The organism is Parahaliea mediterranea (genome assembly GCF_017255185.1).
Taxonomy (GTDB): domain Bacteria; phylum Pseudomonadota; class Gammaproteobacteria; order Pseudomonadales; family Halieaceae; genus JAFKCZ01.
Genome location: NZ_JAFKCZ010000017.1, coordinates 91380 through 103736, shown reverse-complemented (window position 1 = coordinate 103736; position 12357 = coordinate 91380). Strand labels below are relative to the sequence as shown.

Below are 12357 nucleotides of genomic sequence, written 5' to 3'. Positions count from 1 at the left end.
ATAAGTTCATACAAACGAACCTTTGCATTGAGTGATTCCTGAACTTGCTTCCAGTTGTCTGGGCTTTCCTGTCCAAGTAGTGTCCTTGGCACATTATGAACCCACGAATGACCATAAAGCTCAAAGGTAGCTTGAACCCAGCTATGCCACATTTTTCCAAGTTCAGTAGTTTGTAAAACTAACATCGCATTCCTCGAACTATGTTGGTCACTTAACAGTCTGTTTAATGAGGCCTCCGGCCTCATAATATATATTAGAAGGTATACTTTTTTTGCCGGAGCCACAAATTCGCGTATCCGTAAGGCACTGAAAAACATACAGATTATTTTCACCAAAACCAGAAAACCAAAATCAAAAGGTATCCCCCCCCAACATCTCCCCCTGAAAAGGTATCACCGCTCCCCTACCACGGCACACGCCGTCCCCCGCAGCCAGTTTATTCATGCCACTAATAATATGAAAGTAAGTTCGCCCGCAAAGCCAGCCGGTACAAACCCGCTTGCAGCGCTGTACACGCTCGCCCTACCCGCCCGACAAGGCCCCCACCACCAGGAATGGCTCGCGGCCGTCGACCACGGCCTCGGGGAGTGGAGCGTCGGGAGAGGCGTCGGAGAGGTCGCGGTTGCAGGCGAAGAAGCGCACGTAGGCGCGGCGCTGGCCGCTGTGGCGGTCGCGGGTGGTGCCGCGCAGGGCCGGGAAGCGGGCTTCCAGGGCGTCCAGCAGGTGGCGCTGGGTGGCTTCGCCTTCCAGTGCCAGGCTGACCGGGTTGTCGACCCGGGCCAGGCGCAGCAGGGGCGCGGGCAGTATGACGTCGATCATGGCAGCGTTTGCACCTCCACGGACAGGACGGCGGGCAGGTGGCTGGCGATGGTCTGCCAGGTGTCGCCATCGTCGTTGGAGGCGTACACCTGGCCGCCGGTGGTGCCGAAGTAGACGCCGCAGGGGTCGGCGGTATCGACCGCCATGGCGTCGCGCAGTACGTTCACGTAGCAGTGTTCCTGGGGCAGGCCTTTGGTCAGTGGTTCCCAGTCCTCCCCGCCGCCGCGGCTGCGGTACACGCGCAGTTTGCCGTCCGGCGGGTAGTGCTCGGAGTCGCTCTTGATCGGCACCACGTAGATGGTTTCCGGCTCGTGGGCGTGTACCGCGATAGGGAAGCCGAAGTCGCTGGGCAGGTTGCCGCTGACCTCGCGCCAGTTGTCGCCGCCGTCGTCGCTGCGCATCACATCCCAGTGTTTTTGCATGTACAGTACGTCCGGGTTGGCCGGATGGGCCGCCAGCCGGTGTACGCAGTGCCCCACCTCGCCCTCGGGGTCGGGCATCTGCTCCGAGTGCAGGCCGCGGTTGATCGGGCGCCAGGTCGCGCCGTGGTCATCGCTGCGAAAGGCCCCCGCGGCGGAGATCGCCACCGTGATGCGCTCCGGTTTTTGCGGGTTGAGCAGGATGGTGTGCAGGCACATGCCGCCGGCGCCGGGCATCCAGTCGGCGCCGGTGCCGTGCTGGCGCAGGCCCGGCAGCTCACGCCAGGTCTGCCCGCCGTCGCGGGTGAGGAACAGGGCCGCGTCCTCCACGCCGGCGTAGACGGTATCGGGGTCGTCGGCGCTGGGCTCCAGGTGCCATACCCGCTTGAACGCCCAGGGCCGCAGGGAACCGTCGTACCACTGGTGTTCGCCCACCTCGCCGCTGTAGTCGAAGGCGTTGCCCACCGTGTCCCAGGTTCTGCCGCCATCGTCGGAGCGCTGCATCACCTGGCCGAACCAGTCGCTGGCCTGGGACGCGTAGAGCCGGTTCGGGTCCGCCGGCGAGCCGGTCATGTGGTAGATCTCCCAGCCGCCGAAATGTGGCCCATCAATCCGCCAGGATTGACGCCCAGTGTCGGCGCTTATGATAAACGCGCCCTTGCGCGTGCCCACCAGTACTCTGACACCCTGCATATCCGCCTCCCGGTCATTCCGCTATTTACAGGGGCCGCGCCCTGTATGATCCTGTATCCAGCATAGCCCGCCCCTGCCAGTTTGCGCGGCCGCGACCGCCGCCAGGATGCCCGCCATGGACGATCTGTCACAGGAAGAACTGCTGCGCTACAGCCGCCACCTCGTGATGCCGGAGGTCACCCTCGACGGGCAGCGGGCGCTGAAGCGCGCCCGGGTACTCTGCGTGGGCACCGGCGGGCTGGGCTCTCCCCTCGCCCTGTATCTCGCGGCGGCGGGTATTGGTCGTCTGGGCCTGGTCGAATTCGACACGGTGGACGCCAGCAACATTCAGCGCCAGGTGCTCTACGCCACCGGGGATATCGGCCGCCCCAAGCTGGAGGCGGCGCGGGAGCGCCTGGCGGGCCTCAACCCCCATGTCGACATCGTGCCCCACGCCCTGCGGCTGTCGGCCGACAATGTCATGGCGCTGCTCGCCGACTACGACATCGTGGTGGACGGCAGCGACAACTTCCCCACCCGCTACCTGGTGAACGACGCCGCGGCGCTCGCGGGCAAACCCCTGGTGCACGCCAGCGTGTTCCGCTTCGAGGGGCAGTTGAGCGTGTTCGACGCCCGGCGCGGCCCCTGCCTGCGCTGCCTGTTCCCGGAGCCGCCACCGGCGGCCCTGGTGCCCTCCTGTGCCGAGGGCGGGGTAATGGGCATGCTGCCCGGCATCATCGGCAGCATGCAGGCGCTGGAGGTGGTGAAACTGGTGCTGGGCCGGGGCAAGCCACTGATCGGCCGCCTGTTGTTGTTCGACGGCCTGGGCGGCGAGTGGCGCTCGCTGACGGTGGACAAGGACCCCCACTGCGCGCTCTGCGGTCCCGGGGCGAGCATCGACCGGCCCATCGCGTACACGCCGGATTGCGCCGGAGCCGAAGCCCCCGCTCAGGTATCCGCCGAGGAGGTGGCCGCGCGGCTGGCGGCGGACGGCTCGCTACAGCTGGTGGATGTGCGCGAGCCGCAGGAATACGCCATCGCCCACATCCCCGGCTCGGTGCTGATCCCCCTGGGGGAGCTGGAAGGCCGCCTGGCGGAGCTGGACCCGGCCAGGCCATGCATCCTCACCTGTCACCGCGGCGGCCGCAGCCTGCGGGCCCACGCGCTGCTGCGGCTGGCGGGCTACCGCGATTTGCAGGTGCTGGCAGGCGGGGTCGAGGCCTGGGCGCGGCGGGTCGACCCGTCCATGCCCCGCTACTGATCGGAGTCGCTATCGCCCTTGGGCGCCTGCTCGCGCAGGAAGGCAGTGACGGCCTCGTGCGGCATCGGCCGCGCATACAGAAAGCCCTGGGCCTCGTGGCAGCCGTTTTCCAGCAGGAAGTCCGCCTGACGAGCCGACTCCACACCCTCCGCCAGCACCGTCAGCCCGAGCTTGCGCCCCATCGAGATCACCGCGGCGACAATGGCCATGTCGTTGTCATCGTCCGCGATGTCGAGGACAAAGGACTTGTCGATCTTGAGCTTGTGCACGGGCAGCCGCTTCAGGTAACTGAGCGAAGAGTAGCCCGTGCCGAAATCGTCGATGGCGATGGACACCCCGCAGTCGCGCAGGCGATCCAGCTGCTCGACCGCCAGGGTGTCCTGCTCCATGATGAAGCTCTCGGTCACCTCCAGCTCCAAACGCTCGGGCGGCAGGCCGCTGGCGGCCAGCGCCGACTGGATGTCCTCGAACAGGCGGCCGCGCTGCAACTGGGCCCGCGAGACGTTGACCCCGAGGCGGCCGAACTCCAGCCCCGCCTCGCACCAGGCGCGCGCCTGGCGGCAGGCCTCGCGCAGCACCCACTCGCCAATGGCGTGGATCAAGCCGGAGTCTTCCGCCAGGGGGATGAAACGGGTGGGGGACAGCAGGCCGAGTTCCGGGTGATTCCAGCGGATCAGCGCCTCCATACCCACGACCCGGCCCGTGGCCAGCTCGATCTGCGGCTGGTAATTCAGGAACAATTCCTCCCGCTCCACCGCCAGGCGCAAATTGCTTTCGAGCAACACGCGCTCGAAAGCTTTGCGGGTGAGCTCTTCGGTATAGAATTCGTAGGTGTTGCGGCCGCGATCCTTGGCCCGGAACATGGCGGCGTCGGCATTGCGCAACAAGGTCGCCGCGTCGTCGCCATCCCCCGGGTACATGCAGATGCCCATACTGGCTTGCACGCGAATATCCCGCCCCTCCACTTCGAAGGGCTCGGCCAGGGCGCGCATGACCTTTGCAGCGACTTTCGCCGCCTTGTCGGGGTGGGCGATGTCCTCGAGTAGCAGCACGAACTCATCGCCGCCCAATCGGGCGACGGTATCGTCCTGGCGCAACACGCCCACCAGCCGCTGGCCCACGTCCTGCAGCACGCGATCGCCCGCGGGGTGTCCCAGGCTGTCGTTCACATGCTTGAAGTGATCGAGATCGATAAACACCACGGCAAAGGAGCGCGACTGTCGCCGCACGTGTTGCATCGCCCACTCCAGGCGCTCGTTGAGCAGGGCCCGGTTGGGCAGGCCGGTCAGCGGATCGTGGTGGGCCAGGAAGTCGAGCCGCTCCTCCGATTGCTTGATCTGGCTGATGTCGGTGGCGGCAAACACATAGTGGGTGGTCCCGCCGTCGTCGCCCAGCACGCGATTGATGGTCAGCAGTACCGGAAAAACCTCGCCGTCCTTGCGGCGGTACCAGATTTCGCCGCGCCACTGCCCCTTCACCCCCAGGGTGCGCTGCAGCTCGCGGAAAAAGCTGTCGTCGTGCCGTCCGGCCTGCAGCATCCGCGGGTCCCGGCCGATGACATCCTCCCTGGCAAAGCCGGTAATCTCGACAAAGGCCTGGTTCACATCGACAATACTGGAGTCCGCGTCGGTGATGAATATGCCATCGGCAATGTTCTCGAACACGCTGGCCGACAGGCGCAGGCGCTGCTCGGTGACCTTGCGGTGGGTAATATCCACCCGGGCCCCCCAGCCGCGCACCAGGCAGCCATCCTCGACCATGCCCAGGCAGTTGTTGGCAAACCAGCGGGCGTTGCCGTCCCGGTCGATTTCCAGCGACTCCGCGCCCGCGACGTGGTAGCCGCGCGCGACCCACTCCTCCAGCAGCGCGAGGTTCTCCGGAATATCACTGCCCCCGTGCAGCTCCTGCATGGTGACACCGACCAGGTCCCCCGCTTCCTCGTAACCGCACATCTGCGCCAGCGCATCGTTGCAGGCAACGATGCGGCTGCGGTATATCCGCCGAACCTGCTCGTCCACGGGCAGCTCGATGGGGACCGGCCCCTCCAGTTCGAAGGAGTACACGCCCTCGGTGGTGTTTTCGATAAAACTTCGGTAACGGGCTTCACTCTCGCGCAGAAAATCCTCGGCGCGCTTGCGATCGCTGACGTCGACTCCCAGGCCAACCAGGCACTGCTCGCCACTGAAATCGACCAGCTGGCCGGTGAAATGAAAGGGCGTGGGCTTGCCCGATTTACCCACCAGCTCGGCTTCGACATCCCCGGTCCCGGTTTCAAAGGTGTCGCGAATCCGCCTCGCCACGCGATCGCGGTCCGCGCCGCGAAACAGGTCCAGGGCATGCAGGCGTTCCACTTCCGCCGCGCCATACCCCGACACCTGGAGAAAACGGCTGTTCCACAACAGAAAGCGACCGTCGGGGTCGAGTACGTAGAATATGCCCGGCAAGCTCTCGATGATATCCATCGAGAGTCCTGGAATAGACGATGTCATCACTCCCTGCCCCTGCCGCTTCCCTGCGTGCAATCGTTTATTGTCCTGCTCCATAGCTGCCTTACCTTCCCTGCGGGCCTACCACATCACCATCTGTGCTACCACCGGCCAGCGCCCGAGTCTATCATCGAGCGACGCGCATCGCATCTGCAACCAGCGTCGCGTCGCGCGGTCGCGCGCCGGGCCCCGGCGCCCTTTCGCGGCGAGTTTGATACGCATCAATGCCCGCTCCCCGGGAAACCCTACAATGGGCGGCCCAACCAGCAACCAGCAGGCCGTCCATGCCATCGCCGACAACCCTGTGGAACCAGGCCATGATCGACCGCTACGACCTGGCCGGCCCACGCTACACCTCCTACCCCACGGCGCCGCACTTCGCCGAGGGTTTTCCGGCCTCCGAGGTACAAGCGGCCATTGCCCGCAGCAACGCCAGCCAGCGCCCGTTGTCGCTGTACTTCCACATTCCCTTTTGCGACACCATCTGTTTTTACTGCGGCTGCAACAAAATCGTTACTGCCAATAAAGGCCGCGCCGAGCCCTACATCGACTTGCTGCACCGGGAACTGGCCCTGCGCGCGCGGCAATTCGACCGCGCGCGCCCGGTGCGGCAGCTGCACTGGGGCGGGGGTACGCCAACTTTTCTCAGCGCGCCCCAGATGCGCACGCTGATGCGCCTCACCGGCGAGTATTTTTCGTTGCTGGGCGACGACAGCGGCGACTATTCCATCGAGGTTCACCCGGGGCGGATGGCGCCGGACACCCTGGGCGTGCTGCGCGAGATCGGCTTCAATCGCCTGAGCATGGGTGTGCAGGATTTCGACCCGCGGGTGCAGCGCGCGGTGAACCGCTTCAACAGCGTCGAGCAGGTGAGCGAACTCTGCCAGCGCGCGCGGCGCGAGGGCTTCCGCTCCCTGAGCATGGACCTCATCTACGGCCTCCCCCATCAGAACCCCGACACCATGGCCGCCACCCTGGAACAGGTCATCGCCCTGGAACCCGACCGGCTGTCGCTGTTCAACTACGCCCACATGCCGCACCTGTTCAAGAGCCAGCGGCACATCGACGCCGGGGCGCTGCCCCCGCCCGCCGACAAACTCGCCATGGTGCACCACGCCATCGACCGCCTGCAGGCGGCGGGTTATCAACACATCGGCATGGACCACTTCGCCCGCCCCGGCGACAGCCTGGCCCTGGCCCAGGCCCGCGGCGAGATGCAGCGCAATTTCCAGGGCTACACCACGCACGGCGACTGCGACCTGCTGGCCTTCGGCCTGTCCGCCATCAGCGCCATCGACAACGTCTATCTGCAAAACCACAAGGATATGGTGCGCTACGCGCAGTCGCTGGCCGTCGACGGCGAACCCGCCTGCAAGGGCCTGGCGCTCAGCGCGGACGATCGGCTGCGCCGCGCGGTAATCGGCCAGCTGATCTGCCATTTTCACCTGGATTACGCCGCCTTCGAGCGCGACTTCGGCATCGACTTCAAGCGCTACTTCGCCACCGCCCTGGCATCCCTGCGGCCACTGGCCCGCGACGGCCTGCTGAGGCTCGATAGCGGGGGAATCACGGTGTCCGCCGGCGGTCGCCTGCTGATCCGGCGCATCTGCATGGCCTTCGACGCCTACCTGGGCAGCCAGGAACCGGCGCGCTATTCCCGCATTCTCTAAGGGGCCAGCCCGACCCCGTCGGCACTGGTTCACATTCCCCGTCCCCGGGAGTGGCGAAGCGCGCGCGGACGGCGCATGATACCGCCGATACCAACGGTCCAGGGACGGAATCATGGGGCAGCGTTTCGACATCTATGTCACCGGCACCTTCGAGGAGGGTGTCGAGCCACGCGATGCCATATACGCCTTCGCACAGGCCACCGGGATCGATGGCCGCCGCGCGCATCGATTTCTGGAGGGCACGCCGCAAATCGTACGCGGCGATTGCAGCGCGGCGGAAGCCGAGGAACTCCAGGCCATACTGCGGCGGCTGGGTATCCGCTGCGTGCGTCGCGACGCGGGCGCCCAGCTGCTACCCGGGGACAGCGAAAATCCCCCGGGGCCAGCCGGCGCGGGCGATGGCGCGAAAACGACGCGGCGCCCCCTGCCCTTTGGCTTCAACGGCGGCGGCTACGAATACTTCCGTATCTGGATCGTCAATCTCCTGCTGACCATCGTCACCCTGGGCCTCTACGGCCCCTGGGCCAAGGTGCGCAACCGCCAGTATTTCTACGGCAATACCACCCTCGACAACGCCACCTTCGAGTACACCGCGGACCCGCTGCGGATGCTGGTGGGGCGCCTGATCGCCATGGTCCTGCTGTTCGCCTACTACGCCGCGGGCATGTTCTCTCCCGAGGCCGGCGCGCTGGCGGCGGTGCTGCTGATGGTGGCCATACCCTGGGCGGTCAACAAGTCCATGGCCTTCCACGCCCGCAACACGGTCTACCGCAATTTGCGCTTTCGCTTCAACGGGGAGTACCCCGAGGCCTTCGTGGTGCTAATCCTGTGGCCCCTGGCCGGCGCGCTGACCCTGGGGCTGCTCATGCCGCTGGCCATCCAGCGCTGGCAGCGCTACCACATCAACCGGCACAGCTACGGCGACAAGAGCTTCCAGTTCAGCGCCGGCGGCGGCAGCTTCTACAAGCTGTGCCTGTGGGCCCTGGCCATCGCCCTGGCGGGCATCCTCGCCGGCGCCGCGCTGGGCGCCCTGATTCCCGCGGCTACCCTGGTCGGCCCGCTGGCGGGCTACGCCCTGGCCATGGTCTATTTCACCACCACCATGCACAACCTGCGTTTCAACCACACAACCCTGGCCTCGCACGCCTTCTCCGCCGACTTCGAGTTGCGCGGCTTCGGCTGGATCATGCTCAGCAATTTCGCCCTGATCGTGTTGACCCTGGGCCTCTACCTGCCCTGGGCGCGGGTGCGCATCGCCCGTTACACCGCGGCACACGTGATCTTTCACGCCACCGGCGACCTGGACCGCTTCGCCGCCATCAGCCAGCCCGATACCCCGGCCTTCGGTGAGGAATTCAGTGACGTGTTCGACCTGGACTTCGGCTTTTGACCGCGGATTGCCGCCTCGGGGGCAGCTGGCAGGACGGCGCCACCAGCCACAGCCGCGATGCCGTTCTGGAGGTGAGCGGCGAGCGGGTCTCCGTTCGGGTCGACGGGGCCATCGCGCTGGAGGCATCCCTGTCTCAGCTGTCGATCTCGCCGCGCCTGGGCTCGACACCGCGCTACATCCGTTTCGAGGGGCACCCCGGCCGCCTGGAAACCGCGGACCCGGCCGCCGCCGACTGGCTGGACGCCCGGGTAGGCACGCCCTCCTCCCACGCCCTGTGGCGCCTGGAGAACCACAGCCTGCTGGCCGCGATCGCCGGCGTGCTCATGCTGGCGCTGGCCGCGGCCTACTTCGTCTGGGGCATACCGGCGGTCAGCCGCGCCGCCGCCGCGCACCTACCCGCCGGGGTGATGGACAGGGCCTCGCGGGAAACCCTGGAGCTATTGCAGTCGCGCTACCTCGGACCCTCTTCGCTCGACGCCGGGCGGCAACAGCGAATTCGCCACGCGCTGCAATCGCGGGAGCCGGGCTACCCTGTCGAGCAGCTCCGCTTCGCCCACAGCGACCCACTCGGCGCCAACGCGCTGGCGCTGCCCGACGGCACCATTATCCTGACCGACGCACTGGTTGAACTGGCGGCCAACGACACCGAGGTACTGGCGGTGATAGCCCATGAGCTGGGCCACATCGAGCACCGCCACGCGGTGCGCCAGCTGCTGCAGGGCGCGGCGATCGGGGTCACCGTCGCCCTGGTGGGGGGCGACGTAAGCACCCTGGGCGACATCGTGCTGACCCTGCCGGTGGTGTTTACCCAGCTGCACTATTCGCGCGATTTCGAGCTCGAGGCCGACCGCTACGCGCGGGATTTCCTGCGCCGGCAGCAACTCGACCCCGAGGCCCTGGACCGCATGCTGGTGCGCCTGCACGGGCAGGCCCCGGACGAGGGGCTGCCCTACTTCGGCACCCACCCCCATCTCGAACAGCGCCTGGCGCGGGACGCTCCCGCGGCGGCACTAGATCGGTGATCCCGGCGGGGCCTTGAGCGCCTCCATGCCCGCCATCGCCTGCGGGTCGTCGACAAAGCGCTGGATCTGGGCCGCGGCAAAGCGGTAGTGGGCGCGCCACTTGGGTACCGCGGAGGAGGCCTGCTGCCCCAGCCAGTCGCGCAGGGCAAGCAGCGCGTCGAGCGCCTCCGCCCGCGCCTGGGGCTGCGCCCGGCCATTGCCGGCCAGGCGCTGCAGGCGCTCGAGAATTTCCATGTTCACCACCCGGCGCAGGGCGCCGGCCTGCCCGCTCTCCGCCGGGGCGTACCAGGTGGCCGTCAGCAGCGCATCCAGCAGGTCGGGAAAACCCGGCTGGGCGGCGGAGCGGGCGCGATTGTTGTTCATGCGCGCCGCCCGCGTGGGGTCCAGCAGCATATCCAGGGTGAGGCCGGCGGCGGTGGCCGCGGCGGCCAGCGGGTCGAAAACATAGCCCGTCTGCCGCGGGAACAGCTCACGGCCGTCGCCGTCACCCGGCGGCCGCGGCGGGATCAGCGCCACCAGCTCGGGGCGCAGGGCCAGGGCCTGTGGCGCGATGGTCGCCAGCAGCGCCTCGACGGCGCGGCGCTGCTGGCCGGGCGCGATCATGGCGGTGGGTATCTGGCCGTCCCCGCGCAGGGCGTAGCTGAACTCCTGGCCGCCTATCAGGGTGGCCGCCGCCTGCACCTGGTAGCGGTGCATCAGGTACATGGGCACCAGCGCATTCTCGATTTCCGCCAGCGGCCGCCCCAGGCGGATGTTGCTGTCGGAGAACCGCGCCAGTACGGTTTCGCGCAGGCGTGTCAGGCGCTCGAGTTCCGCCACCGGATCGGCGCCGTTGTCCCACAGGCTGCCGCGGGGATGGGCCGGCCCGGCGGTGATCGCGAAGGCGTCGCCGCGGGAGTGGGCGTCGGCCACGAAATGCAGGCCCGCGCCGTCCGCCGAATAGGTGTCGCGAATGATCCGCTCCCGCGCCGCCGCCGCGTCCACGCCCTCGGCGAAATCCTGGTAGCCGTAGAGGATGGCGCGCTTGTCCCACTCGCCGATACCGCTATCGTAGGCCCGCGAGAGATCGACCTCGCCATCCTCGCCCAGGGTCACGTAGGGGTGGGGGTAATCCATCACCGAGGCGCGGCCGTCACTGCTGGCGGCGAAGTTGTGCTCCAGCCCCAGGGTGTGCCCCACCTCGTGGGCGGCCAGTTGGCGAATACGCGCCAGGGCGAAGTCCAGCAGTTCCGGCGGCACCTCCCCGTCCTCGCCGTAGGGCGCCAGCAGGCCCTCGGCCAGCAGGTAATCCTGGCGCACCCGCAGCGAACCCAGGGTCACGTGCCCTTTGAGGATCTCCTGGGTGCGCGGGTCGCGCACGCTGTAGCCGTAGGACCAGCCCCGGGTGGAGCGGTGCACCCACTGGATCACGTTGTAGCGCACATCCATCGGGTCGGCGCCCTCGGGCAGCAGCTTCACCTGGAAGGCATCCTTGTAACCAGCCGCTTCAAAGGCCTGGTTCCACCAGGCGGCGCCCTCCATCAGCGCCGAGCGCACCGGCTCCGGCGCGCCGCGATCCAGGTAGTACACGATCGGCTCCACCGGCTCGCTGAGCGCGGCCTCCGGCTGCTTCTTGCGCAGGCGGTGGCGCCAGGCGTAGGTCCGCTTCACCGGCTCGCCGATCGCGGTGGCGTAGTCGTAGCGCAAGGTGTCGTAGCCGGGATCGATGAAACCCGAGCGCGGGTCGTAGGGCAGCGGTTCGTAGCCCGCTTCCGGCAGGCGGATAAAGGAGTGGTGCTGGTGCACCGTGACCGCCCGCGGGTCCGGCGCGACGCTGGCGATGATGTCGCCCTGCGCGTCACCGGCCAGGGTCACCATGGCGTCCACTTCGGTGTTGTCGGGGAAGCCCCGGGTACGCGGCAGGAAGATCGCCGAGCGCTCCGGGTCGGCCCGGTACTCGCCCTGCTCCTTGTCCTTGAGGCGGCGCGCCACCCCGTGGGCGTCGCGGAGGAAGAAGTCGGTGCCGTCCACCAGCACCCGCTCGCCGCTGGCCGCCACCACCTCGAAGCCGCCGATCGCGGAGCGCGCGAAGGCTTCCTCCACGGCGCGGCGTTCATCGGCGTTGTCGGAATCGGCCACGTAGGCGGGATTGTCGGCCAGCAACAGCACCTTGCCACCGGAGCGCACAAAGCGCGCCAGGCGCGTATCGCCCAGCTGCCCGCGGTCCAGGCCCAGGTCGTTGGAACCGACCCCCCGCGACAGGCTGCTGACATAGATAAAAGGTTCGTCCAGCGCCGCCACTTCGACAAACAACCGGCCGGTCACATCGTCCCAGTACAGGTCGACAAAGCCCTCGATGTGGCGCATATCGGCGGTGTGAGTGTCGATCGCGGGCAGGTTTGCGCCGCCTTTACCGCCGCCGCCCCCGCCACAGCCGGACAGCAACAGTCCGAGCACAAGCACACACAGATACCTCATCAACACCTCTCCCTGGGCAAGCCTCATCGTTTTTTCTCCGCATATCGCTCGAAACCAGCGCGCCGGGGCGCGGCTTGGCGCCCCAGAGACTAACAGGAGCAACAGCGGAAGCACAGGCTCCTGGCCCGGCATGGACTGCGGGCCGCGGGAAACCGGCGCGC

At 67.3% G+C, this 12357-nt stretch carries 9 protein-coding genes; 4 read left to right on the top strand and 5 right to left on the bottom strand.

The window, feature by feature from the left end:
• From JYP50_RS19095 to JYP50_RS19085, 3 genes are all read right to left on the bottom strand, one after another.
• Window positions 1-185 (bottom strand): hypothetical protein (locus JYP50_RS19095; protein ID WP_206562163.1); only part of this gene is annotated, 185 nt, incomplete at its 3' end.
• A 337-nt stretch (window positions 186-522) separates the two neighbouring features.
• Window positions 523-819 carry a MoaD/ThiS family protein gene (locus JYP50_RS19090; protein WP_206562162.1) on the bottom strand — a complete coding sequence of 99 codons (297 nt, stop codon included), beginning with the start codon at window positions 817-819 and terminating at the stop codon, window positions 523-525.
• Window positions 816-1931 (bottom strand): WD40/YVTN/BNR-like repeat-containing protein, encoded by a 1116-nt coding sequence (locus tag JYP50_RS19085; RefSeq protein WP_206562161.1) that lies wholly within the window; start codon window positions 1929-1931, stop codon window positions 816-818. The genes JYP50_RS19090 and JYP50_RS19085 overlap by 4 nt, the downstream gene beginning before the upstream one ends.
• A 115-nt stretch (window positions 1932-2046) precedes the next feature.
• Here JYP50_RS19085 and moeB point away from each other — a divergent pair, with 115 nt between their 5' ends.
• Complete coding sequence (gene moeB / locus JYP50_RS19080) at window positions 2047-3171, top strand: molybdopterin-synthase adenylyltransferase MoeB (RefSeq protein ID WP_206562160.1); 1125 nt, start codon at window positions 2047-2049, stop codon at window positions 3169-3171.
• Here the strand turns inward: moeB and JYP50_RS19075 are convergent.
• The gene (locus JYP50_RS19075; protein ID WP_206562159.1) at window positions 3165-5633 is read right to left on the bottom strand and encodes a sensor domain-containing protein; all 2469 of its coding nucleotides are present in this window, start codon (window positions 5631-5633) and stop codon (window positions 3165-3167) included. The two genes, moeB and JYP50_RS19075, sit on opposite strands and share 7 nt — an antisense overlap.
• Before the next feature lie 308 nt (window positions 5634-5941).
• On the opposite strand from JYP50_RS19075, the gene hemN reads away from it, so the two are divergent.
• The 3 genes from hemN (at window position 5942) to JYP50_RS19060 (ending at window position 9739) form a co-directional block, all read left to right on the top strand.
• Window positions 5942-7327 carry an oxygen-independent coproporphyrinogen III oxidase gene (gene hemN, locus JYP50_RS19070; RefSeq protein ID WP_206562158.1) on the top strand — a complete coding sequence of 462 codons (1386 nt, stop codon included), beginning with the start codon at window positions 5942-5944 and terminating at the stop codon, window positions 7325-7327.
• A 112-nt stretch (window positions 7328-7439) separates the two neighbouring features.
• Entirely contained in the window at window positions 7440-8717 is a 1278-nt protein-coding gene (locus JYP50_RS19065; protein WP_206562157.1) for a YjgN family protein, read from the top strand.
• Window positions 8714-9739, top strand: coding sequence for a M48 family metallopeptidase (locus tag JYP50_RS19060; RefSeq protein ID WP_206562156.1), 1026 nt, complete (start codon window positions 8714-8716; stop codon window positions 9737-9739). Before JYP50_RS19065 ends, JYP50_RS19060 begins: the two co-directional genes overlap by 4 nt.
• Here the strand turns inward: JYP50_RS19060 and JYP50_RS19055 are convergent.
• Window positions 9728-12196: a zinc-dependent metalloprotease gene (locus JYP50_RS19055; protein WP_206562155.1), complete on the bottom strand. Its 2469-nt coding sequence runs from the start codon at window positions 12194-12196 to the stop codon at window positions 9728-9730. The two genes, JYP50_RS19060 and JYP50_RS19055, sit on opposite strands and share 12 nt — an antisense overlap.
• Window positions 12197-12357 lie beyond the last annotated feature (161 nt).

Excerpts from the sequence above, each read along its gene's own strand:
- JYP50_RS19090 (WP_206562162.1), bottom strand. The coding sequence starts at position 819 with ATGATCGACGTCATACTGCCCGCGCCCCTGCTGCGCCTGGCCCGGGTC.
- JYP50_RS19085 (WP_206562161.1), bottom strand. The coding sequence starts at position 1,931 with ATGCAGGGTGTCAGAGTACTGGTGGGCACGCGCAAGGGCGCGTTTATC.
- moeB (WP_206562160.1), top strand. The coding sequence starts at position 2,047 with ATGGACGATCTGTCACAGGAAGAACTGCTGCGCTACAGCCGCCACCTC.
- JYP50_RS19075 (WP_206562159.1), bottom strand. The coding sequence starts at position 5,633 with ATGGATATCATCGAGAGCTTGCCGGGCATATTCTACGTACTCGACCCC.
- hemN (WP_206562158.1), top strand. The coding sequence starts at position 5,942 with ATGCCATCGCCGACAACCCTGTGGAACCAGGCCATGATCGACCGCTAC.
- JYP50_RS19065 (WP_206562157.1), top strand. The coding sequence starts at position 7,440 with ATGGGGCAGCGTTTCGACATCTATGTCACCGGCACCTTCGAGGAGGGT.
- JYP50_RS19055 (WP_206562155.1), bottom strand. The coding sequence starts at position 12,196 with ATGAGGTATCTGTGTGTGCTTGTGCTCGGACTGTTGCTGTCCGGCTGT.